21 protein-coding genes are annotated in these 23,153 nt (G+C 37.8%); all 21 read left to right on the forward strand.

Annotation, left to right across the window (positions count from 1 at the left end):
• The first annotated feature begins 4 nt into the window (after positions 1-4).
• The 21 genes from HNP35_RS12910 (at position 5) to HNP35_RS13000 (ending at position 23,152) form a co-directional block, all read left to right on the forward strand.
• Positions 5-1,219, forward strand: a complete 1,215-nt coding sequence (locus tag HNP35_RS12910) for an efflux RND transporter periplasmic adaptor subunit (protein WP_115887042.1) — start codon at positions 5-7, stop codon at positions 1,217-1,219.
• Between the two features lie 18 nt (positions 1,220-1,237).
• On the forward strand, positions 1,238-1,777 hold the full coding sequence (locus tag HNP35_RS12915) for a DUF3347 domain-containing protein (RefSeq protein ID WP_115887041.1): 540 nt from the start codon (positions 1,238-1,240) through the stop codon (positions 1,775-1,777).
• Between the two features lie 89 nt (positions 1,778-1,866).
• Positions 1,867-4,404, forward strand: coding sequence for a heavy metal translocating P-type ATPase (locus tag HNP35_RS12920; RefSeq protein ID WP_115887040.1), 2,538 nt, complete (start codon positions 1,867-1,869; stop codon positions 4,402-4,404).
• 23 nt (positions 4,405-4,427) lie between these two features.
• Positions 4,428-5,672: a hypothetical protein gene (locus HNP35_RS12925; RefSeq protein ID WP_115887039.1), complete on the forward strand. Its 1,245-nt coding sequence runs from the start codon at positions 4,428-4,430 to the stop codon at positions 5,670-5,672.
• A 13-nt stretch (positions 5,673-5,685) separates the two neighbouring features.
• Positions 5,686-6,558, forward strand: coding sequence for a DUF2911 domain-containing protein (locus HNP35_RS12930; RefSeq protein ID WP_115887038.1), 873 nt, complete (start codon positions 5,686-5,688; stop codon positions 6,556-6,558).
• Between the two features lie 123 nt (positions 6,559-6,681).
• Positions 6,682-7,173 (forward strand): DUF305 domain-containing protein, encoded by a 492-nt coding sequence (locus tag HNP35_RS12935; RefSeq protein ID WP_115887037.1) that lies wholly within the window; start codon positions 6,682-6,684, stop codon positions 7,171-7,173.
• 28 nt (positions 7,174-7,201) lie between these two features.
• A complete protein-coding gene (locus HNP35_RS12940) occupies positions 7,202-9,724 on the forward strand; it encodes a multicopper oxidase domain-containing protein (RefSeq protein WP_115887343.1) in 2,523 nt (840 codons plus the stop codon).
• Positions 9,725-10,178: 454 nt separating this feature from the next.
• On the forward strand, positions 10,179-11,387 hold the full coding sequence (locus HNP35_RS12945; protein WP_144213033.1) for a hypothetical protein: 1,209 nt from the start codon (positions 10,179-10,181) through the stop codon (positions 11,385-11,387).
• An 81-nt stretch (positions 11,388-11,468) separates the two neighbouring features.
• On the forward strand, positions 11,469-11,792 hold the full coding sequence (locus HNP35_RS23965; protein WP_115887035.1) for a DUF6660 family protein: 324 nt from the start codon (positions 11,469-11,471) through the stop codon (positions 11,790-11,792).
• A gap of 78 nt (positions 11,793-11,870) precedes the next feature.
• The gene (locus HNP35_RS12950) at positions 11,871-14,048 is read left to right on the forward strand and encodes a TonB-dependent receptor (protein WP_115887034.1); all 2,178 of its coding nucleotides are present in this window, start codon (positions 11,871-11,873) and stop codon (positions 14,046-14,048) included.
• Positions 14,049-14,271: 223 nt separating this feature from the next.
• Positions 14,272-14,604 carry an ArsR/SmtB family transcription factor gene (locus HNP35_RS12955; protein ID WP_115887033.1) on the forward strand — a complete coding sequence of 111 codons (333 nt, stop codon included), beginning with the start codon at positions 14,272-14,274 and terminating at the stop codon, positions 14,602-14,604.
• A gap of 11 nt (positions 14,605-14,615) precedes the next feature.
• Positions 14,616-15,101 (forward strand): GNAT family N-acetyltransferase, encoded by a 486-nt coding sequence (locus tag HNP35_RS12960; RefSeq protein ID WP_115887032.1) that lies wholly within the window; start codon positions 14,616-14,618, stop codon positions 15,099-15,101.
• 32 nt (positions 15,102-15,133) lie between these two features.
• Positions 15,134-15,607, forward strand: a complete 474-nt coding sequence (locus tag HNP35_RS12965) for a DUF6428 family protein (RefSeq protein ID WP_115887031.1) — start codon at positions 15,134-15,136, stop codon at positions 15,605-15,607.
• 30 nt (positions 15,608-15,637) lie between these two features.
• The gene (locus HNP35_RS12970; RefSeq protein WP_115887030.1) at positions 15,638-16,252 is read left to right on the forward strand and encodes a low molecular weight phosphatase family protein; all 615 of its coding nucleotides are present in this window, start codon (positions 15,638-15,640) and stop codon (positions 16,250-16,252) included.
• A gap of 1 nt (position 16,253) precedes the next feature.
• Positions 16,254-17,339, forward strand: a complete 1,086-nt coding sequence (gene arsB, locus HNP35_RS12975; RefSeq protein ID WP_115887029.1) for an ACR3 family arsenite efflux transporter — start codon at positions 16,254-16,256, stop codon at positions 17,337-17,339.
• 210 nt (positions 17,340-17,549) lie between these two features.
• The gene (locus HNP35_RS12980; protein ID WP_115887028.1) at positions 17,550-17,906 is read left to right on the forward strand and encodes an ArsR/SmtB family transcription factor; all 357 of its coding nucleotides are present in this window, start codon (positions 17,550-17,552) and stop codon (positions 17,904-17,906) included.
• Positions 17,903-18,496 carry a mercuric transport protein MerTP gene (merTP, locus tag HNP35_RS12985; RefSeq protein WP_115887027.1) on the forward strand — a complete coding sequence of 198 codons (594 nt, stop codon included), beginning with the start codon at positions 17,903-17,905 and terminating at the stop codon, positions 18,494-18,496. Before HNP35_RS12980 ends, merTP begins: the two co-directional genes overlap by 4 nt.
• Before the next feature lies 1 nt (position 18,497).
• Positions 18,498-18,704: a GDCCVxC domain-containing (seleno)protein gene (locus HNP35_RS23810; protein ID WP_115887026.1), complete on the forward strand. Its 207-nt coding sequence runs from the start codon at positions 18,498-18,500 to the stop codon at positions 18,702-18,704.
• A gap of 392 nt (positions 18,705-19,096) precedes the next feature.
• Entirely contained in the window at positions 19,097-19,771 is a 675-nt protein-coding gene (locus HNP35_RS12990; protein WP_115887025.1) for a response regulator transcription factor, read from the forward strand.
• Complete coding sequence (locus HNP35_RS12995) at positions 19,768-21,033, forward strand: sensor histidine kinase (RefSeq protein ID WP_223678184.1); 1,266 nt, start codon at positions 19,768-19,770, stop codon at positions 21,031-21,033. The genes HNP35_RS12990 and HNP35_RS12995 overlap by 4 nt, the downstream gene beginning before the upstream one ends.
• A gap of 160 nt (positions 21,034-21,193) precedes the next feature.
• Positions 21,194-23,152 carry an LTA synthase family protein gene (locus HNP35_RS13000; RefSeq protein WP_115887023.1) on the forward strand — a complete coding sequence of 653 codons (1,959 nt, stop codon included), beginning with the start codon at positions 21,194-21,196 and terminating at the stop codon, positions 23,150-23,152.
• The last annotated feature ends 1 nt before the right edge of the window (position 23,153 follow it).

Here is a 23,153-nt window from a genome sequence, read left to right on the forward strand (position 1 = left end):
GGCTATGAACAATAAAATATTAATTCGTACTATTTTGCTCATTGCAATGGTTTTTCCGCTTCTATTTGCAGCGTGTGCCCAAAAAGAAGAAAAAAAGGTCAGTCAGCAAAAAGCTCAAACTTATACCTGTCCCATGCATCCGCAAATTGTAAAAGATGGCCCCGGCTCATGCCCGATCTGTGGCATGGATTTAGTGCCCTTCGAAAAAAACAACGCACAGGACTTTCTAACCTTGGGTCCCAGCCAGCAGGCATTAGCCAATCTCACTACAATAACTGCCGGGGAAAATGAATTTTCAAATTCTTCCCGTCTCAACGGACGTCTGGTTACTGACCCCGAGCAGACCATTTACATCTCAAGTCGTGTCGAAGGAAGGATTGAAGAGTTGTATATAAAAGAAACCGGGGTTCCGATTCGAAAAGGCCAGCCCTTATACAGAATATATTCAGAGCAGCTTTCAGCCCTTCAGCAGGAGTACCTCCTTGCCACAGCACAGGCTGCAAGCTTTTCTGAGGACAGACGTTTTGCCCAGATAAAAAATGCTGCAAAACAAAAACTGCTCTTGTATGGGCAGTCTGAAGCGCAGCTTAATGAATTGTTCAAAAAACAAAAAGCATCACCCTATGTTGTTTACTACGCTCCAGATTCAGGAATAGTGGCAGAAATATCCATAACAGAAGGCCAATATGTTACGGAAGGAGCTTCCATTATGAAACTGGAAGATTACAATCGCCTATGGGTCGAAGCTGATGTCTATCCCGCAGATGCTGGTAAAATTAAAGCAGGCCGAAAAGTGAAAGTCATAGTTCCAGGTTATGAAGATCAGCCCCAAACGATGACGGTCGACTTTATAAATCCTGCCCTGCAGGCAAGCAAACAGACAATACAGCTGCGCGGTACCATCGCCAATTCAAATAACCAATGGCAGGCAGGTCAGCAGGCGATTGTTTTGCTTCCTTCCTCAGAGCAAAAAATGAAGCTGACCCTGCCTGTTGATGCGGTAATCAGAGACGGCAGCGGCACACATGTCTGGATTGAAATCGAAAAAGGCAAATATCAGCCTAGAATGGTTACCATTGGTTCAGAAACCTTCAGTGAAGTCGAAATTACCAGCGGCTTAAAAAAAGGAGATATCGTCGTTGCATCCGGTGCCTATCTCCTTTACAGTGAATTTATATTAAAAAAAGGCAAGAACCCCATGTCAGGAATGAAAATGTAATAATCAATCACACAGACAATGAAAAAATTAATAAAAATCGGAATTCCAATATCAATAATCTTCTTACTTACTGCCTGCGGCAACAGTGAAAACAAAAAGAAAGAGGTTCCGCCTGAAAACAAAACTTCTGTAGTAATTCCAAAGGAATCCATAGTGAAGATAAATGACGATATTTTAAACGCCATATACAGCCATTATGTCCATTTAACAGCAGCCCTTGCCAAAGATAATGTCGCGGAAGCAAAACTGGCGGCCAATGCAATTGAGGCGGGAGCACTGGAAATCCGCAGCAGCAGCAATCTTGCAGCAGATGCAGCAGCAATCGTTTCAGCTCCAGATATCGATAAGCAGCGAGCTGCTTATTCTGATCTAAGTAATGAACTGGTCAGCCTGCTGAAAAAAACAGGAATGGCTGACGCTGAGCTATACGTGGAATACTGTCCAATGGCTTTCGGCAACAAAGGAGCAGTATGGATCAGTTCTACCAAGGAAGTACGAAATCCCTACTTTGGAGAAAAAATGCTCAAGTGCGGCGAGGTTAAAGAAATAATTAAATAATCAGAATCTAAGATTATTTTTTAGTGTTAAACAATTGGTTCAAAATAGGTTCAAAAAAATAACGCATCAAAACTGTAAAAAATAACCTTATGACACACACCTATACAATTTCGGGGATGACTTGCGATGGATGTCGTACAAAAGTAGAAAAAACGCTAAATGCCGTAGAGGGAATAAAGGCAAAAGTCACTTTAGATCCTCCATTAGCAACCATAACAATGGAAAAACATATTGCTGTCCAAGAGCTCCAGGAAGCATTGACTGCGGTTGGAAAGTACACCATTGAAATGGCTCATGTGCCCCATTCGGATGAAAAAAAAGCGGAAAAGTCATGCTGTAGCACTGCTAAGGATGATGCCCGCAAAGATGATCATAAAACGACAGCCGTTGCACATAATCATGCGGGTGGTAAATACTATTGCCCGATGCATTGTGAAGGAGATAAAATGTATGATAAAGCAGGAGATTGTCCTGTATGTGGAATGCATTTGGTGCAAGAACCAGCTGCTGCCCAGGTTCAGCAGTATACATGTCCAATGCATCCGGAAGTTATAGCCGATTCGCCGGGTTCATGCCCTATTTGCGGGATGGATCTGGTGCCGCTGCAGCCAAGTGAAAGCCAAGACCAGAGAATTTACAAGGATTTGGTTAAGAAAATGAAAATAGCGGTAGTATTTACTGTTCCCATTTTTGCCATCGCAATGATAGAAATGGTGCACAACAATCCTTTACTTCAACTAATGGATGCCTCTAAATGGAACTGGGTACAACTTGTTTTGTCTCTTCCTGTGGTTTTTTATGCCTGCAGGATATTTTTTGTGCGAGCATGGAAATCAATAATTACTTGGAATCTCAATATGTTTACCCTTATCGGTATTGGTACAGGAGTGGCATTTATATTTAGTTTGGCCGGTATTTTTTTTCCAGATATTTTTCCAAGCGAATTCAAGACCGAACACGGAACGGTGCTTCTATACTTCGAGGCTACAACAGTTATTCTAACTTTGGTTTTGTTAGGACAGTTACTTGAAGCCAGGGCGCACAGCCAAACCAGTGGTGCTATAAAAGAATTATTAAAACTGGCTCCTACCCAAGCTACCTTGGTAATTGATGGCCGCGATCAGGTAATCTCAATCCACGATATCAAAAAAGGTGATTTATTACGCGTAAAACCCGGAGACAAAATTCCTGTGGATGGGAAAATAACTGATGGTGAAAGTACAATAGACGAATCGATGATTACCGGTGAACCAATTCCTGTGGATAAAAAAATGGGAGACATGGTGTCATCAGGAACTATCAATGGGAACAAATCATTTGTTATGATTGCAGAAAAAGTAGGTTCAGAAACCCTGCTTTCGCAAATTATACAAATGGTAAATAATGCAAGCCGTTCCAAAGCACCAATTCAGAAACTGGCAGACAGCATCGCTAAATATTTTGTACCGATTGTTGTTATAATTTCTCTTCTTACTTTTTTCATCTGGGCAAAATTTGGTCCGGAACCGGCAATGGTTTACGGCTTTATCAACGCTATTGCAGTATTGATAATTGCCTGCCCTTGTGCATTAGGTTTAGCAACACCCATGTCAGTAATGGTGGGGGTTGGTAAAGGAGCACAATCAGGAATTCTTATAAAAAATGCCGAAGCTTTGGAAAAAATGAACAAAGTAAATGTTCTGATTACTGATAAAACAGGAACAATTACCCAAGGCAAACCTTCGGTAGAAAAAATTGTAGCACTGCAATATTCAGAAGATGAACTGCTGCAATACACAGCGTCTTTAAATCAGTACAGCGAACATCCTCTGGCAGAAGCCGTAGTGGAATTTGCAAAAGCAAAAAATGTTTCTTTGACAAAAGTCGATGATTTTGAAAACATCGCAGGAAAAGGAGTTATTGGGACTGCTAGCGGTAAAAAGACGGCATTAGGGAATAAAAAATTAATGGAGCACGCAGGCGTCACTGTTTCTGCTGACATAGAAGAGAAAATTATTGCCGAACAAAAATTAGGAAAGACAGTTTCTTACATCGCTGTGGATAAAAACGTAGTGGGATTTGTAACGATAACCGATGCCATAAAAGAAACTAGTGCTGCTGCCGTAAAAGAATTAATGCGCCAGGGAGTTGAAGTAATCATGCTTACGGGAGATAATATAAATACCGCCCAGGCTGTTGCCGAAGAGCTTCATTTGACTTCTTTTCAAGCAGGCTGCTTACCGGAGGATAAATTAAAAGTAATCCAGAAATTACAAGCCGAAGGAAAAACTGTTGCTATGGCAGGTGACGGTATAAATGATGCGCCTGCTTTGGCACAATCGGATATAGGTATTGCGATGGGAACAGGAACAGATGTAGCCATAGAAAGTGCCAAGATTACTTTGGTAAAAGGGGATTTGCAAGGAATTGTCAAAGCAAAAAACCTGAGCCACGCCGTAATGAGCAACATCAGACAAAATCTATTCTTTGCTTTTATATACAACGTATTAGGGGTTCCCGTTGCAGCTGGAGTTTTATATCCGTTTTTCGGAATATTGCTTTCGCCCATGATTGCCGCCCTGGCCATGAGTTTCAGTTCTGTTTCAGTAATTGTCAATGCCTTGCGTTTAAGAAGTTTAAAACTCTAAATAACATATAATTTAGCATACAAATGACCAATCTGGCACAAATTATTGAGCAGTATAAAAATGACAGCGAAAGTGTCTATAATACCTGGTTTATAGATAACGACCAAAGATTAAAGGCTTTTCGTACTATCAGACGCGGTGTCTTGCAAGTTATTGAAGATATTAAAAACCAAACCTTTCCCAACGATTTCAAAGGAAGCAGTTTGGAATTTGTTCTGAGCTGCATTGCAGAACAGAAACAAATTTTTGTAGGCGTTTCCCATCCGTTTTATTGGAAACCCAAATTGCGCATACCTGACATCTATGAAAATCAAAACAATAAATCAGCTTTTGGTCAGTTCCTTGAAAACTGCATCAATGCAAAATCTGAAGAACAGGTTCTGAAGGAAATTGTAAAACTTGATCAATTAAAAATTAAGGGCCTAGGGCCGGCAGTAGCCAGTATTTTGTATTTCATGCACCCAACCTGGTTCCCTCCTTTTAACACTGCCATTGTCAACGGGTTTAATTTTCTTTTTAAAGACAAAAAAAAATTAGGCAGCTGGACAGAATATTTAAAAATAAGAGAAACTGTTATCCAGACTAATCTCCTGTATAAATCACAGCTTTCAAATGACCTTGGCGCCATTGCTGGACTGTGTTTTGAAATTGGGACCCAGAAAATGCTGATCGGCAGCGATGAATATCTGAGCGAGGCGGAACGTTCAAGGTTCGAGAAAAACATTCACAAGCGGCAAAAAGAAATACTCGAAGAAAGGCTCGAAGAAAATCTTCACAGCGAAATGCAATATCATCTATTAAAAATTGGCATTTCTCTTGGTTTTGATGTTACACCGGCAAGTAATGATAAAAGTAAATCATTTAATGGCCAAAATTTTTCTTTTATATCACTAGCGAAATTCCCTGAGCTGCCCACCGATAAAGACACTCAAAACACTATCAGGCTTATTGATGTACTCTGGTTCGAGAAAGGTACAAACAAAATCATAGGCGCCTTTGAAGTAGAAAAAAGCACCAGTATCTATTCCGGCATACTGCGCCTGTCTGATCTTTATTTCAGTATTTCCAGCGGACAGGAAGTTTTTTACATAATTATACCCAATAACCGCGAAAAAGATGTGATACTCCAACTAAATAGACCCGCCATAAAAAACTCAAAAATGAATATAAAGTATATTCTTTTTTCCGAATTAAGAGCCAATTGTGATGCTATATGCAAATTTGGCAGCGACCATTCGATAATGGAAAAAATAGCCAAATCAATTTAAAATTAAAAATTCTATGAAAAAAATAATTCTAATAAGCTTTATTCTCCTGCAATCATTATCTCTTTCTGCACAGGAAAAAGTTCAAATTAAACTCCCTCCCGCAAGTCCGTCAGCCTCTTTTCAACAAGAGATCGGAAGTTCAACAATCAAAATGGCTTACAGCAGGCCTTTAGTCAGAGGGCGGAAAATATTTGGTGAACTGGTGCCCTTTGGCAAACTCTGGCGCACAGGTGCCAGCGATTGTACAACAATAAGCACCAATGAAGATATCACTTTTGGAGATACTATTTTAAAAGCAGGCACCTATTCTATATTCTCAATTCCATCAGAAAATCAGTGGACCATCATTATAAATACTGATACTGCCTTGCACGGGGATACAGGCTATGATGAAAAAAAGGACATCATGCGTTTTGTAGTTCCAGCAGAAAAAACGGATAACTTCTATGAGACATTTACTATAGAATTAAATGACATTAACAGCAAAGGCGAAGGTTCCCTGAAGATAGCATGGGAAAATACCCTGGTTAAAATTCCAATCAAAAGCAAAGCTGACCAAGAAATACTAGCCTTGATAGATAAACATCTCGTTAGGGAGAAAAGTCAAAATGCCGCTTTGCTGTTTCAGGCAGCAAATTATTATTCCATAACCGGGAGAGCCAATACCCAGGCAATATCCTGGCTGATGGAGGCAGAAAAACTTGATCCTGAGAATTTTTATTATCCAACTTTAAGGCAAAAACTATCTGTAGAACTAAAAGACTATTCTGGTGCCGTAGAAGCTGCCAAGAAAGCATTAGCTATTGCAGAACAGAAAAAAATGAAAAGTGTGGAGAAATTGAAAAACCAGGTCGCAGAATTGGAGTTGTTAGCTAAAAATAATTAAGTAAGCCTTATTGATATATTAAGAGCATAAATAATGTCCCCTGTACCTTCTTAAGCTACTATCTCTAAGCTTTCTTTGTTCAGGGTAAATCGATGAATTTAAATAACCTTTAAATAAAAAATCATGAAAACCGAACACACAACTAAGCATTCAGAAGAGTTAAACTTAGAAATGTACAAAAAATTAGCCCTTATGGCAGTACTATCATTTATTTCCATGTATGTGCTGATGTATTCGATGGTTGATGTATTTGCTAATGCAATTCCCAATCTAAATCAGTTTTACATGGCAGCACTTATGACTATGCCAATGCTCATTATAGAGATTATAGTAATGCGCACTATGTATATGAATAAAATGTGGAACAAAGTAATACTTGCCGCTGGGAGTCTTGCTCTAGTAATTTTTTTTTCCTGCATCAGACAGCAAGCAGCAGTTGATGACAAACAATTCTTAAAATCAATGATACCACACCATGCAGCGGCAATACTGATGGCCCAAAAAACTGTTCTTCAGGATCCGGAAACAAGCCAGCTGGCAAAAAACATTATAAAAGCGCAACAAGCAGAAATTGCACAAATGAAAGCCAAATTGAATGAAATGGAAAAAAAATAATAGAATGACAATCTGTAAAAAAAGAAAGATGAAAAATATACTGACAATGCTCATCGTTATAATTTTCCCTGCCATAATCCAAGCCCAGGATATGAAAGGAATGGAGATGGATAAAAAACAGCCCACAGAAGAGTCAAAGTCTTCTACTTACACCTGTCCCATGCATCCTGAAATTCACGAATCCAAACCGGGAAACTGTCCAAAATGCGGCATGAAACTAGTACCGGAAAAAACAAAAAAACAAAAAGAAGCATCATCCCATAAGGACAATGAAAAACAGGTTTCCAAAAAGCAAGCCAGCCAACAGGAAGCGCCAGTAAAGGGCAGCAGCAATGATATAAACACTCAAAAAGCAGCTGGAGAAAATAACCCACAGCCTCGTGTAGTCCGGTATGATCTTTATGTAAGAGATACCATTGTAAATTTTACAGGAAAACCCAAAAGAGCTATAGCTGTTAATGGGCAAATACCCATGCCTACCCTGACCTTCACAGAAGGGGATATTGCTGAAATCTATGTCCATAATGAACTCAATGAAGACACTTCTCTGCACTGGCACGGTTTATTCTTACCCAATAAGTATGATGGTGTGCCAAACTTGACACAAATGCCAATTAAGCCGCACACGACACATCTGTATACTTTTCCTATTATTCAGCATGGCACACACTGGTACCACAGCCACACTGAACTTCAAGAACAAATTGGCATGTACGGTTCTTTTATTATGAATAAAAAAACCGATGCTCCAACTTTCCGAAAAGGAATAGATGATCTGCCGACTGTTCCGATAGTACTGAGCGAATGGACAGATATGAAACCTGAAAATGTACACCGTCTGCTGCATAATGCATCAGACTGGTTTGCTATTAAGAAAGGAACAACGCAAAGCTATGCAGAAGCGGTAAGACAAGGATATTTTAAGGACAAAATTAAAAATGAATGGAAACGTATGAATGCCATGGATGTCAGTGATGTATATTACGACAAATTTTTGATTAATGGAAAAAGTGAAAGTCAGCTTTCCCAATTTAAAGCAGGTGATAAAGTCCGGCTGCGAGTTGCCAATGGCGGTGCATCAACCTATTTCTGGCTGACCTACGCTGGTGGAAAAATTACAGTTGTTGCCAATGACGGCAATGACGTAGAGCCGGTTGATGTAGATCGTTTAATTATTGCAGTTTCTGAAACCTATGATATAATTGTAACCATACCTGCAGATAAAACCGCTTATGAATTTTTGGCAACATCAGAGGACCGAACAAAATCTACCTCCCTGTACATTGGCGGCGGAATTAAACAACTCGCAGCACCACTGCCTAAACTCAAATACTTTGAAGGAATGAAAATGATGAATGGCATGATGAAAATGAATGGTGATCTGGATGATATGGGAATGAGCATGAGCCTCAATAAAATGGATATGAATGTAGTAATGTATCCTGAAATTACTGGTGCGCTAAAACCAAAAAAAAATATGGAGATGGACGGTATGAAAATGGGTGCCGAACAATACGACGCCAATGCGCTTTCAGATATTACCACCCTGAACTATGCAATGCTAAAATCCCCAACCAAAACAACACTTCCTGAAAATGCCCCGGTAAAAGAATTAAAATTTGAGCTGACCGGTAATATGAATCGATATGTATGGAGTCTGGACAATAAAGTAGTTTCTGAATCAGATAAAATATTAATCAAAAAAGGTGAAAATGTACGAATCATTTTGCATAATAATTCTATGATGCGCCATCCAATGCACCTGCATGGGCATGATTTCAGGGTCCTTAACGGACAGGGAGAATATGCACCATTAAAAAATGTGATTGATATAATGCCGATGGAAACCGATACTTTGGAGTTTAATGCCAATGTAGAGGGAGACTGGTTTTTTCACTGTCATATTTTGTACCATATGATGAGCGGAATGGGAAGGGTTTTTACCTATGAAAATCAACCTGCCAATCCTGAAATACCAGATCCTAAATTAGCACAACGAAAATTATTTGCCGATGACAGAAAATTCCATTTTATGGCAGAGAACGACTTTGCAACCAATGGAAATGATGGTGAAGCAATGTATCAAAGTACGCGCTGGAGTATTGGAACCGAATGGAGATTAGGATATAATGAGATGCATGGTTATGAAACCGAGACGCATATTGGACGATATATTGGAAAAATGCAATGGTTAATGCCATTTGTCGGATTTGACTGGAGATATCGAAAAATGGGAGAAGATGTACAAGAAAGAAACCTTTTTGGACAAAACAATACTAAAGATAAACGTGCCGTAGCAAGTTTAGGGGTCAATTACACCCTTCCCATGCTAATAGTTGCACAGGCTGAAGTTTTTACGGACGGTAAAGTCAGATTACAGTTTGAACGTAAGGACATTCCAGTTTCCAAAAGGCTAAGAATGAATTTGATGTGGAACACCGACAAGGAATATATGGCAGGACTACGGTATATAATCACCAGATGGGGTTCTCTTTCTTCCCACTATGACAGCGATATGGGCTTTGGCGCCGGTTTTATTTTAAATTATTAATGTTGTCTGATTAGAATATAAAAATATACATTACAATGGATTAAACCGACACTCGATCATTAGAAGGTGCCGCTGATATCACAACTTTATTTATCAATTAAAGAATGCCAATCTTAAATTAAAGATTGGCATTCTTTTATTAGACTATAAAACAGATCCTTCTTTTTATAGTAAGATGAGGATTTGTGATAGTATGCTTTAAATATGCCGCTTCAAGAATTAAAACAATCTTTAAAAATTATTTTAACAAAATACTTAGTAAATTAACAATAAGACATTGAGAAAGAATATTGGAAATAAAATTACAATTATTACTTTTACATACTAATTCTATAGGATATAAGAAGTATGATAATTAAAACGGCAGCAAAAAAAACACCTACTGTTTTTTCTCTTTTTATTTATCATTCAATTAAGTGCTCAGGAAAAAGACACCATATCTCAGCAGTTTTTAATGAACATAGAAATAAGGCCACGAGCCGAGTACACTTCAAATTATGTACTGCCTCCAAACGACTCTGCCGATCCTTATTTTTACATCACGCAGAGAAATAGGTTTTCTATGCAGTATGCAAGAGAAAAATGGCTAATAAAATCTGATTTGCAGGAAATTCATCTTTGGGACCAAAACAACAGGGCCTCCAAAGTAGAAAGCATCAATTTTTCTCAGTTGTATTTTGAAACTAAATTTAAATCGTTAAATGTACGATTAGGAAGGCAAAGCATTTTATTAGATAATGGCAGACTGTTCTCTGATGCGCCCTGGGCACAGCAAGGAAGAGCTCATGAAGGAATCCGAATAATGAAATATTCAAAACATCTCTCTAATGACTTTTTCTTTTTATTTACCAGAGATTACAATACTGGATTTGAGCCGGCCTATTCACCTGTAGCTTCCAATAAATATAAATATCTGCTGGCAAATAGCCTTATTTACAATACTAGTAAAGGATTTTCATTTAACTCATTAAATGCAGTTGATTTTTTAGAGAACGCAAATTCGCAGCAACTATATACTCGTGCAACGATGGGTGGCCGGATAGATTTTAGAAATAAGCAATGGTATTATACCCTAAATTCCTATCTGCAGTTTGGCCGTAATGTTAAAGGTCAAAAATTATTGGCGTACTATTTTCAGCCTGAGATTAAATTGTCGCTGTTAAAATCTACCTGGCGTTTAGGTGCTGAAATAATTAGCGGAAGCAAATCTAAATTGTCTAGCAGCAGGTCTGGGGATTTTGATGTATTGTATGGGGTTACATGGAAATTCAATGGAAACATGAATGTATTTACACGTTTTCCAAATGATGTTAATGGAAAAGGGTTGGTAAATCCTTATTTGTTTACAACAATTCCGCTAAACAATAAATTAACACTTCGCTCCGATTTTCACTTATTTTACACCCAATATCCCCTTTTAAATAATTCAGGTCAGGAAATGTCAAAGTTTCTTGGGTTTGAAAATGATTTTTCAATAAAATACATGCCTGTCAGAGAAATAGAAATAAATTATGCCTTTTCATTTTATAAGTCATCAGGGGCTATGCAGTACCTGCCAAAAATACAAGATGAAAATAAGCTGGCTCTTTGGAGCTATCTTATGGTCTCGTATAATTTTAATGCCCTAAATTTAAAGACACTTAAAAAAAAGCACTTAAATTAAAGTATTTTTTAATGCATTTGCTTGGAGAATGACTATAATAAAAATACATTTTTAATCATAATTTATATTTAAATTCGCAGTGTGAAAGCATTGGCAACAATAATATCGTTTATAGTACTGTTCCTTTCAACAGTACCATGCTCTGCATTAGTGAAACACTCAAAATGCGCAGTAGAGAAAAACTGCGGTAATGATTCACATGACTGCGGTAATGACTGCAATGGAAAATGCTCCCCCTTTTATTCCTGCGGGACTTGTGTGGGGTTTACAATAAATTTTAACTCTGCAGTTATTACTGAAAAATTAGAATTTATTCTGCACGATGTTTCGCCAACACCAACTTACAATAAATTTGTTGATTCTTCATTCATCTGCAAAATCTGGCAGCCTCCCAAAATTTCTTAGTCTAAAAACAGTGTTATTTTGCATGATTCTTTAATCATGTAAGGCTATTATGTCTATTAACCATTAAGAAAAATCTAAATGCTCAAATATATTTTACTGATTGTGGCAATAACATCTATTGGCACTGCGCAGGCACAGAATAAAATTACTTTTCATATAAAGAATGCTGATAATAATGAAGCTGTAAAAGGTGCTTCAGCAAAAATTGAAGAAACCAATTCCGTTATCTCATCTGGTAATGATGGCAACATCATTATTGAAAATTTAAAAGATGGAGATTACACATTATCCATTTCAATAGAAGGATTTGCCCCAAATAAAACGCTTTTTAAAGTACCTTCAACTGTCAGTCTTATAGAAATAAAATTGCAGAGCGAGGAAGAAGAGGCTGAAGAAATGGAAGAAATTATTGTTACTTCAACAAGAGGTACCAGAACCATCAGCAATATTCCAACCAGAGTTGAATTCATTGCCGGAGAAGAGCTGGAAGAAAAAGCCAATATGAAACCCGGAGACATTCGTATGATGCTTAATGAAAGTACCGGAATTCAGACCCAGCAGACTTCTGCAACTTCAGGAAATTCTTCCATCAGGATTCAAGGCTTAGACGGAAGATATACCCAGATTCTAAAAGACGGTTTTCCTTTATACTCTGGCGCGTCAAGCGGACTTGGGTTACTGCAGACTCCTCCATTAGATTTAAAGCAGGTTGAAATAATCAAAGGTTCCGCCTCTACTCTTTACGGTGGAGGAGCAATCGCTGGTTTAGTAAATCTTGTTTCTAAAACCCCGACCGAAGAAAGGGAGCTGCGATTTTTAATTAATGGAACTTCAGCTCTTGGACTGGATATAAATGGATTTTATTCTCAGCAGTTTGATAAAATTGGATTAACTGTCTTTGCTTCCCACGATCGCAACGCTCCTTATGATCCCGCTCATATACAGCTTACAGCTATTCCTAAATTTGAGCGTTTTAATTTTAACCCTAAACTTTTTGTCAATTTTAATGAAAATACCAAACTTAATTTCGGCATCAATACCGTTTTTGAAAACCGTTTAGGCGGAAATATTGAGTACATCAAAGATCAAAGTAAATATCCTGACAGTTATTTCGAAAAGAATAAAACACAGAGAATAAGCACGCAATTTTCCCTGACACATAAATTTAATGAGCAGGAATCGGTTACAATTAAAAACAGTTTTAATAATTTCAGCCGTGTCATCACCATTCCTGATTATGTATTTGATGGTCTGCAGAATAGTACCTTTTCTGAAATCAGTTATTCTAAAAACGGCAAAATTGCTCAATGGGCTGCTGGTGTAAATTTATATACGGACAGCTTTACTGAAAACAGTCCAACCGCTTTTCCGTTAAGAAATTATAATCAGATAACATATGGGGCTTTCCTTCAGAACACCATAAAAGCAAAAGAATGGCTGGAAATTGAAACAGGCCTCAGAAGTGATTATGTAATTGATTACGGATATTCTCTCCTTCCGAGAATTTCGGCATTATTTAAATTCAATTCTAAGCTTACATCCAGAATTGGAGGAGGCCTAGGCTACAAAACACCAACGATTTTTACAGAAGAAAGCGAACGCATCCAATATCGAAATGTATTGCCTATTAACAGCGATTTCAATAAACTTGAAAAAAGCTACGGTGTTAACTTTGATATAAACTATAAAACTAAAATTACCAATGACCTTTCCTTATCATGGAATCAGTTATTTTTCTACACGAATGTTGATAATCCTCTTATATTAAATTCTCTTCCTGATGACCTTTATCAGTTTGCAAATGTTAATGGATATTTGGATACTAAAGGAACTGAAACAAATGTGAAATTAGGATATAAAGATTTTAAATTATTTCTGGGGTATACCTTCACTGATGCTTCTATAAATGCAAATGGAGTAAAATCCGAAAATCCTCTTACCGCAAAACACAGATTAAATAATGTTTTAATGTATGAAGTTGAAGATAAATGGAAAGTTGGTTTAGAAGCTTACTATTACAGCAATCAAAAATTAAGTGATGGCACGACCGGAACAGCTTACTGGATTTTTGGCTTTATGGCAGAAAGGCTTTGGGAAAATTTTTCCCTTTATGCCAATTTTGAAAATTTTACTGATACCCGGCAAACTAAATTTGGAAGCATATATACAGGTCCTATTTCAAATCCTGTTTTCAAAGATATCTATGCTCCTCTGGACGGATTTGTTGTGAATGCAGGAATAAAGATAAAAATTTAAAGCGAAATACAGTGGCAGTCAATTTTTCGGACTACGGAATTACGCCTAAAGATTGCCATATTTTCAGAGACCTTGGAGTGGTATTCCAAGGTCTTTTTTATTTCATATATATATGATATACAATATGTTGCAAAACACACAAACGCACTTTTAGAAAATTTTCTTATTCAACTGCATGATAATTAAATTTTATATCGTAATATTGCAATATAAATATAAAACGATGGGAGCAACAAAAACAGATCACTTTACAGAAAGCCAGAACGAGCTGGCTGTTTTAGCCAAAGCACTAGGCCATCCTGCGCGTATTGCAATTATGGAATATTTATTAAAAGTAGATGCCTGCATCTGCGGGGATATTGTAAATGAACTTCCCCTTTCACAGCCGACGGTTTCACAGCATTTGAAAGAATTGAAAAATGCAGGCTTGATTAAAGGGAGCATCGAAGGAAATTCTATCTGCTACTGCATCAATGAACCTGGACTTGAAAAAATAAAAGGTTTCTTTCAGCACATATCAGATCATCTTGCCAAAAAGAAAAGCGAATGCTGTTAATTTAAAAGGATATGGAAATCAGAAAACTTTCGGCCAAAGATTGGGATCAGGTAAAAATAATTTACCAAAAAGGGATAGATACCGGCAATGCCACTTTCCAGACCAGCGCCCCTTCATGGGAAGACTGGGACAATTCACATCTGGCATCCTGCAGAATTACAATGCAGGAAGATGGCAAGGTGATTGGCTGGGCTGCCCTTACCCCTGTTTCTTCCCGCTGCGTTTATGCAGGGGTAGCAGAAGTAAGCGTATATGTGGATCCCGCACATTCAGGAAAAGGAATCGGGCTAACCCTTTTAAATGAACTTGTCAGACAAAGCGAAGCAGAAGGAATCTGGACGCTTCAGGCAGGGATCTTTCCTGAGAACACGGCAAGTCTCCGCATTCATGAAAAAGCAGGTTTCAGGATACTTGGAACAAGGGAGAAAATCGGAAAACAAAATGGTACCTGGAGAGATACTGCGCTTCTTGAAAGAAGAAGCTCCCTTATTATTTAATAAAAATATAGTATAACTAAATATAAGAAATTATGAAACTTTCAGAAATTAAAGAAGTGCTTAAAACAGTAGAAGCTGTAAATTTTGAACTGCCGGACGGAACATTTGTACCGGAATATTTCCACGTAACAGAAGTGGGTCTTGTTACCAAAAACTTCATCGACTGCGGAGGAACAGTAAGAAAAGAGACTGTTGTAAACTTCCAGCTTTGGGATGCCAACGACTACGAGCACAGGCTTAAGCCTCAGAAGCTGATCCACATCATTGAGCTTTCAGAAAAAGTATTGGGAATTGAAGACAATGAAATTGAAGTGGAATACCAGAACACCACTATCGGCAAATACGATTTGGATTTTAACGGTAAAAATTTCACTCTGCTTAACAAGCAGACAGCCTGCCTTGCTCAGGAGCAGTGCGGTATTCCTTCAGACAAGCCTAAAGTAAAATTATCTCAGTTAAATTCTGATAGCGGTTCTTCATGCACTCCAGGCGGAGGATGCTGCTAATCATTAACCATAAACTATTAGCCAAAAACTATGTTATATCCACAAATTGAGAATACAGTTAAATCATTTGATTTTAAGCAGATTTCAGAAGAGCGCAAAGCAGTCCTGCAGCCATTAATCGACTTCATTCAGACCAAAGTGGACAGTAAGCTGGAAACCAGACTGAACCTAATCTGCACGCACAATTCCAGAAGAAGCCACTTATCGCAGGTTTGGGCGCAGACTGCCGCTGCCTATTACGGCATCAGAAACGTTTCATGCTATTCAGGAGGAACCGAGGCTACTGCCCTTTTCCCGATGGCAGCGGAGACTTTGAAGGATTCAGGATTCAATATCAAAACGCTTTCAAAGGGATCAAACCCTGTTTATTCAATAAAATATTCAGCTGATGAACTTCCCGTTATAGGTTTTTCTAAAACCTATGATGATGATTTCAATCCTGAAAGCGGATTCGCCGCAATAATGACCTGCTCGCAGGCTGACGGCGGATGCCCGTTTATAGCTGGCGCAGAGAAAAGGATCCCAATTACTTTTGTAGATCCAAAAATTTCCGACGGAACGCCCCAGCAGAAGGAAACTTATCTGGAGCGAAGCCTGCAGATAGGAACTGAAATGTTTTACGTATTCTCACAAATAAAAAAATAAAATGTCAGCAAATAACTGTGCACCAGCCGTCGGACGCAAAAAACTAGGCTTCCTTGACCGCTTCTTGACCCTTTGGATTTTCCTTTCTATGGCTATAGGTGTGGCAATAGGATACTTTATTCCTTCCAGCGGAGATTTCATCAATTCTTTCTCCAGCGGAACAACAAACATTCCATTGGCAATAGGACTTATCCTGATGATGTACCCGCCTCTGGCAAAAGTAAAATACGAGCAGATGGGACAGGTTTTCAAAAACACAAAAGTCTTAGGTGCCTCTTTATTTCTGAACTGGATTGTAGGCCCTGTTTTGATGTTTTTATTGGCGCTCCTGTTTTTAAGCGGATATCCTGAATACATGATCGGGGTGATCCTGATCGGTCTGGCACGCTGTATCGCAATGGTTGTGGTATGGAACGATCTGGCAGACGGAAACCGTGAATATGCAGCAGGACTTATTGCCCTTAACAGTATTTTTCAGGTGCTGCTTTACAGTGTGTACGCTTATATTTTTATAACCATTCTCCCTCCCTATTTTGGATATGATGGTTTTGAGGTGAACATCAGCATAGCACAGATTGCTGAGAGTGTCGGTATCTATCTAGGTATTCCTTTTGCATTGGGAATCATAAGCCGTTACACTTTGATAGCTTTAAAAGGTTCTGAATGGTTCGAAACTAAGTATGTGCCTTTTATCTCGCCGATTACTCTTATTTCACTTCTCTTTACGATCATTGTAATGTTCAGCCTGAAAGGGGAACTTATTGTTCAGATCCCTATGGATGTTGTGCGTATTGCAATACCGCTTGTGATTTATTTTACTTTGATGTTTGTCATCAGCTTTTTCACTGGTAAATATTTTGGGGCAGACTATTCAAAAGCAACATCTATAGCATTTACAGCAACTGGGAATAATTTTGAACTTGCCATTGCTGTGGCAATCGGAGTGTTTGGAATAAACAGCGGCCAGGCTTTCGCAGGTGTTATAGGTCCTCTGGTAGAAGTGCCTGCTCTTATTGCACTGGTAAATCTTGCATTCTGGTTCAGAAAGAAGCATTTTACAAAGCAGGTATCTGCAAAAGCTGCTTAGTAGAAATATGAGAAATGTTCAACGCATTGCTGTCATGACGATTCTGGAACTTGTGCTCTGAAGGATTGCAAAAAGTTTTTTTTCACCCTAATGCTTAAAAGACAACTCAAAAAGTTGCCTTTTTTTATGCGCAGGAATATTCATAAATTTAATTCAAATGTTTTGTATTTTAGCATTTGCTTAAATAAGCAAAAAGTATAAATTTGCATTATGGAAGATATAACTTGTATACGGCAACAGGCAGATATAAAACAAATAATCCGCTGTAAAGACAGAGTATCAGAACTCAATGCCTCATTTGACTATTTATCAAGTGGGCTTGAATTGGCTGGCAACAATGTGAGATTAAGAATTCTTTTTTTGCTTTATGAAGAAAAACAGCTCTGTGTTTGTGACATAAGTGATATTCTTGACATGAGTATTTCTGCAATTTCACAGCACTTACGGAAACTAAAAGACAGAAAACTTATTGAAACTAAACGGGAAGCGCAGACCATTTTCTATTCATTAACAAAGGAGTATGAAAAAATGCTAAGACCTTTCTTCGAAATTTTAGAGAAAATATGAAAACAGAGAATAAAATGATCGGAGCTGGATTTTTCACAGCAGTAGCTGCTTCATTGTGCTGCATTACGCCCATATTAGCATTAGTTGCCGGAACAAGCGGGATTGCTTCTGCTTTTTCATGGCTTGAACCAATGAGGCCTTATTTCATCGGCCTGACGGTTTTAATTATTGGTTTTGCTTGGTATCAAAAGCTGAAAACTAAAAAGCCGATAGACTGTAACTGCGATTTAGAAGAAAAGCCGAAATTCGTTAATTCAAAAATGTTTCTAGGAATTATTACAGTATTTACATTCCTTATGCTTTCGTTTCCATACTACTCAAACATTTTTTATCCAAATACAGAAAAGAAAATCTTGGTCGCGAAAGAAACCAGCACTCAAAAAGCTGAGTTTAGAATCAGCGGAATGACTTGTGCCAGCTGTGAAAAACATGTGAATCATGAAGTAAACAAATTAGAAGGAATAATAAATTCAGATGCAAATTATACCAATGGTAATGCTGTTGTAGAATTTGATAATTCCAAAATCACAATTGCCGAAATTGAAAAAGCAATTAATTCAACAGGCTATACAGTAACTAACAAAAAATAAAATGAAAATCGTTCTACAATCTATAATAACCTGCCCTCTTTGCTCCCACAGCAAAGAAGAAACAATGCCGACAGATGCATGCCAATTTTTCTACGAATGTGAAAACTGCAAACAAACTCTTAAGCCAAATCAAGGAGACTGCTGTGTTTATTGTAGTTTTGGAAGTGTGCCGTGTCCACCAATCCAACAGAACAAAAAATGCTGCTAAAGTGAATCTGGTTAAACAGTAATCTTTTTAACTAAATCTTTCTAAAAGCCAATTTCCTTTTGATCAAAACAGAGACAACTCAAAAAACAATCCTTCGCATGACTTTAGTATAGGTTAATCTTTTATTTTTCTTCAATTCTATCATTCTGGGGACTTAACAATTTTAAATTTTCCAGTGGTAAAGCATAATTTATATAAACTGATTCGATACTATAGTCCACAGAAATAATACATTTTGAAAATTCAGAATTAATTCAAAATCGAATTGTAATTTTACAAGTTAATAAAAAATGACGTGCCAATTTTTTAAATTTAGTTTTTACACAGAATCTCTGGGCTTAATTTCTTAAATTTATAGACGCATAAGTCATTAAGTTAATTTAATTTCCAGCATGAAAATTTTAATTATCGAGGATGAGCAACAGATTGCTGAAAGCATAAAAAGTTATTTCAAGGAAAATGGAGTCCAGTGTGAAACTGTACATAATTACATCGAGGCCGCTTACAAAATTGACAATTATGATTATGATTGTATTCTTCTGGACTTGACACTTCCTGACGGCAATGGTTTTGATATTCTAAAAGAACTTCGAAAAAAAGATAAAACTGATGGTGTTATTATAATCTCAGCGAAAGAAAATCTGGAAACACGTATCGAAGGCTTCAGCCTTGGTGCTGACGATTACCTTACCAAACCTTTCCATCTAGCTGAACTGCTTGTCCGAATGCAGGCACTTGTAAGACGAAGAAATTTTAAAGGAAGCAACTCTATTGTTTTCAATGAGATTGTAATTGAGGTTTTTACCAAAACTGTAGTGGTAAAAGGTAAAAAACTCGATCTCACCAGAAAAGAACTCAACTTGCTTTTGTTTCTAATAGGTAATACCGATAAAGTACTCTCCAAGGCGGCGATCGCAGAACATCTTTCAGGAGATATGGCCGATATGCTGGACAGCCACGATTTTATATACGCGCATATCAAGAATCTAAAAAAGAAATTGGCTAAAGCCGGATCTGGAGACTACATTAAAACAATCTACGGTGAAGGATATAAATGGGAAAAATGAACAAAAATAAATTACTGCATAAAACAACACGCGATTTCCTTGCCTTGGCAGCCGTTATCCTTTTCATATGTGCGCCCATTTTCTATTATGTAAGCCAGTGGCTGTATATTTATGAAACAGAAGAAGTGCTCCAGCAGCACAAAAATGCCTTTGTTAACCAGAGCAGTAAGAACTTCACATCCGACGATATCAAAACCTGGAACAGATTCAATCTGCACTTTACCATTCTGCCGGACATGGGACTTACTAAGGACTCTATTGTAGGGACAACAATCGAGGACCCGATTGCAGAAGAAAAAGAACCGTTCCGAATTATTTACGCGCCTGTAGAAATTGCAGGCAGGAAATACACATACACAGAAAAAATACATCTTCTGGAAATGGAACGTCTTGTGTACAGTATTGCCGGCATGTTTACTTTCATAATTATAATACTTTTTATTGGCATTGTATGGCTTTCAAAGAAGACGGCATCCAAACGCTGGAGGCCCTTCTATAACACACTGGATCAGATTCATGAATTTGAAATCGATAAAAACAAACCTCCGCATTTTGTGGAAACTGACATCGATGAGTTTGACCGCCTAAATAAAAGCTTGGAGGCACTCATTGAGAAGAATACGGCTATTTATAAGAGCCAGCGTGAATTTGTTGAGAATGCTGCGCATGAACTCCAGACACCACTTGCTTTGTTTCAGAACAAAATCGATGTTTTGTTTCAGATGAAACTCAACAAGGAACAAACACAGGTTTTGGGATCATTAAGCAGGGATGTGGTCAAGTTAAACCGATTGAACAAAAACCTACTGCTTCTCTCCAAAATTGAACACGAAATTTATCTGGAAAAAAATACAATATCGATTAACAATCATATTGAAAAACACCTTAATTTTTTTACCGAACAGGCTGAACTTAAAAATATAGCAATAAATGTTCAGGCTCCTGAAAAGCTGCAGATTAGCGGAAATCTTATCCTTACTGAAATTTTAATTAACAACCTTCTGCTTAATGCCATAAGACATAATCGCAGTGAAGGCAACATCATCATAAGGATAATGGAAAACGAACTGCAGGTATTGAATACAGGAGACGATAAGCCACTTCCTATCGACAAACTTTTTAATCGTTTTTTTAACAGCGGATCCTCTTCGAATGGAAACGGACTTGGACTTTCGATCATAAAAAAGATTACTGAACTTAACGGCTGGAAAGTCAATTATTCCTTTTACAATAATTTTCATTCATTCAGCATTCATTTCTGAAAATCAGTTTCATATCCATAGACAGGATAAAACATATATCCGGACTACATCAAAAAAGATGAATTTTATTACAAATAATTACAGAATTTCTTAATAAAAACCAAAATTCAGGATTACTACAAAATTGGGTTGTAAACTTTGTTGCGTTATTAATAAGTTTATGAGTAAATTGTCTTTGAGAACCGGCAGGTACGCACTGCTGGTTCATTTTATGATCTGGTTTTTAATCGTTTCACAAATCTTGAGAATTGTTTTTTTTATCTGGCAGTATGATCAAGTTTCATGGAATATTACAGATGTGCTGAGAACACTTTTAACAGGTCTATTTTTTGATACCGGCACCATTATTTTCATATCACTGCCTGGAATACTTTTTTATACATTTATGCCTGATAAATGGGCCGGTTCTATTGCTGATCGAATAGTAATTACTTTTTTTACATCCTTAAATATATTCATCTTGGTATTTACCTTTTTTGCCGAGCTGACATTCTGGGATGAGTTCAAGACACGTTTTAATTTTATTGCTGTCGATTATCTCATATACACCCATGAGGTAGTTGCCAATATCCAGCAGTCCTACCCTCTTCCCGCACTTATTACAGGGGTACTTTTTTTCTCGCTGATGGTATTGTACTTATTTTTTAGAAGCGGTGCCTTCAAGCAGACTTTCTCATCTACTTCTGATATAAGGCTTAGGCTGGCAGTACTGGGAATATCCCTGGCGGCTGCCTTGTTTTTTACTTCTTTTATTTCAAACAACCATGCGGAATGGTCTTCCAACAGATATAATTCGGAAATATCCAAATCAGGCATCTACTCCTTTTTTGCGGCATTTAGAAATAATCAGATGAAATACCCTGATTTCTATACCTCGATTGACAATGACAATGCCTTTGGGATAGTCAAAAATAAATTAAAAGATTCGACTACAACTTTCACTACTACGGGCTACTCTATTCACAGAAGCATCAGGGACAGCCAGTCTGCACTGCAGCGTAAAAATGTTGTCTTTGTCCTGATGGAGAGTTTCAGCGGAAGCTTCCTCAAGGAGTTTGGAAATAAAGAAAACATAACTCCCTTTTTGGACAGTCTGGCTCAGAAAAGCATCTTCTTTAATGATTTATATGCCACAGGAACCAGAACCGTAAGAGGAATGGAAGCTGTTACGCTGTGCATTCCCCCAACACCGGGACAGTCAATAGTAAAAAGACCAGATAACCAGAACCTGTATACAGTCAGTAATGTTTTTAAATCAAAGTCTTATGACTGCAACTTTTTTTATGGCGGGGACGGGTATTTTGATAATATGAATTCATATTTCGGGGGCAATGGATTCACGATATATGACAGGGGGCGCGGAAGCGTTCTCAGCGATAAGATCAAAACAGTCCGTAACAATATTCCCGATAAGGAAGTAACGTTTGAAAATGCATGGGGAATCTGCGATGAAGATATTTTCAATAAAATGATCACCGTTGCCGACAAGCAGTATAAGGATGGGAAACCTTTCTTCAATTTTGTCATGACCACCTCCAATCACAGGCCTTTTACCTATCCGTCAGGAAAAATCGACATTCCCTCAGGCACAAGCCGCGAAGGGGCCGTAAAATATACCGATTACGCATTGAAGCAGCTTTTTGACAAGGCACGTACCAAGCCTTGGTACAAAAACACCGTTTTTATAATCATCGCAGATCATTGCGCAAGCAGTGCCGGTAAAGACGAAATAGATGTCGCCAACTATCATATTCCCGCATTTATTGTCAATATGCCTGAAAAGCACAATCAAAAAATTCAGAAACAATGTTCTCAGATCGACCTCTGGCCGACGGTGTTTTCATTATTCAACTGGCATTACGAATCTGATTTCTTTGGAAAGGACGTCCTTGCTTCAGACTTTGAACAGCGCGCGTTTTTGGGAACATACCGCAAGCTGGCGCTGATGAAAAAAGAAAAAGTAATGATTCTTTCCGATCAGAAAAAACAGGCCTTCTATGACTGGAACAAAACTGACAACAGCCTTGTCAAAATTCCTATGGATAAATCTTTTCTACAGGAGACCATTGCATGGTATCAGTCGGCAGATTATCTATTTACAAACAAACTTTTGAAGTAAT

Origin of the sequence: Flavobacterium notoginsengisoli (assembly GCF_014207905.1) — a bacterium.
Classification (GTDB): Bacteria; Bacteroidota; Bacteroidia; order Flavobacteriales; family Flavobacteriaceae; genus Flavobacterium; species Flavobacterium notoginsengisoli_A.

What these genes read in the sequence shown, in the direction of transcription:
- HNP35_RS12910 (WP_115887042.1), top strand. Translation starts at nt 5, where the DNA reads ATGAACAATAAAATATTAATTCGTACTATTTTGCTCATTGCAATGGTT.
- HNP35_RS12915 (WP_115887041.1), top strand. Translation starts at nt 1,238, where the DNA reads ATGAAAAAATTAATAAAAATCGGAATTCCAATATCAATAATCTTCTTA.
- HNP35_RS12920 (WP_115887040.1), top strand. Translation starts at nt 1,867, where the DNA reads ATGACACACACCTATACAATTTCGGGGATGACTTGCGATGGATGTCGT.
- HNP35_RS12925 (WP_115887039.1), top strand. Translation starts at nt 4,428, where the DNA reads ATGACCAATCTGGCACAAATTATTGAGCAGTATAAAAATGACAGCGAA.
- HNP35_RS12930 (WP_115887038.1), top strand. Translation starts at nt 5,686, where the DNA reads ATGAAAAAAATAATTCTAATAAGCTTTATTCTCCTGCAATCATTATCT.
- HNP35_RS12935 (WP_115887037.1), top strand. Translation starts at nt 6,682, where the DNA reads ATGAAAACCGAACACACAACTAAGCATTCAGAAGAGTTAAACTTAGAA.
- HNP35_RS12940 (WP_115887343.1), top strand. Translation starts at nt 7,202, where the DNA reads ATGAAAAATATACTGACAATGCTCATCGTTATAATTTTCCCTGCCATA.
- HNP35_RS12945 (WP_144213033.1), top strand. Translation starts at nt 10,179, where the DNA reads ATGAACATAGAAATAAGGCCACGAGCCGAGTACACTTCAAATTATGTA.
- HNP35_RS12950 (WP_115887034.1), top strand. Translation starts at nt 11,871, where the DNA reads ATGCTCAAATATATTTTACTGATTGTGGCAATAACATCTATTGGCACT.
- HNP35_RS12955 (WP_115887033.1), top strand. Translation starts at nt 14,272, where the DNA reads ATGGGAGCAACAAAAACAGATCACTTTACAGAAAGCCAGAACGAGCTG.
- HNP35_RS12960 (WP_115887032.1), top strand. Translation starts at nt 14,616, where the DNA reads ATGGAAATCAGAAAACTTTCGGCCAAAGATTGGGATCAGGTAAAAATA.
- HNP35_RS12965 (WP_115887031.1), top strand. Translation starts at nt 15,134, where the DNA reads ATGAAACTTTCAGAAATTAAAGAAGTGCTTAAAACAGTAGAAGCTGTA.
- HNP35_RS12970 (WP_115887030.1), top strand. Translation starts at nt 15,638, where the DNA reads ATGTTATATCCACAAATTGAGAATACAGTTAAATCATTTGATTTTAAG.
- arsB (WP_115887029.1), top strand. Translation starts at nt 16,254, where the DNA reads ATGTCAGCAAATAACTGTGCACCAGCCGTCGGACGCAAAAAACTAGGC.
- HNP35_RS12980 (WP_115887028.1), top strand. Translation starts at nt 17,550, where the DNA reads ATGGAAGATATAACTTGTATACGGCAACAGGCAGATATAAAACAAATA.
- merTP (WP_115887027.1), top strand. Translation starts at nt 17,903, where the DNA reads ATGAAAACAGAGAATAAAATGATCGGAGCTGGATTTTTCACAGCAGTA.
- HNP35_RS23810 (WP_115887026.1), top strand. Translation starts at nt 18,498, where the DNA reads ATGAAAATCGTTCTACAATCTATAATAACCTGCCCTCTTTGCTCCCAC.
- HNP35_RS12990 (WP_115887025.1), top strand. Translation starts at nt 19,097, where the DNA reads ATGAAAATTTTAATTATCGAGGATGAGCAACAGATTGCTGAAAGCATA.
- HNP35_RS12995 (WP_223678184.1), top strand. Translation starts at nt 19,768, where the DNA reads ATGAACAAAAATAAATTACTGCATAAAACAACACGCGATTTCCTTGCC.
- HNP35_RS13000 (WP_115887023.1), top strand. Translation starts at nt 21,194, where the DNA reads ATGAGTAAATTGTCTTTGAGAACCGGCAGGTACGCACTGCTGGTTCAT.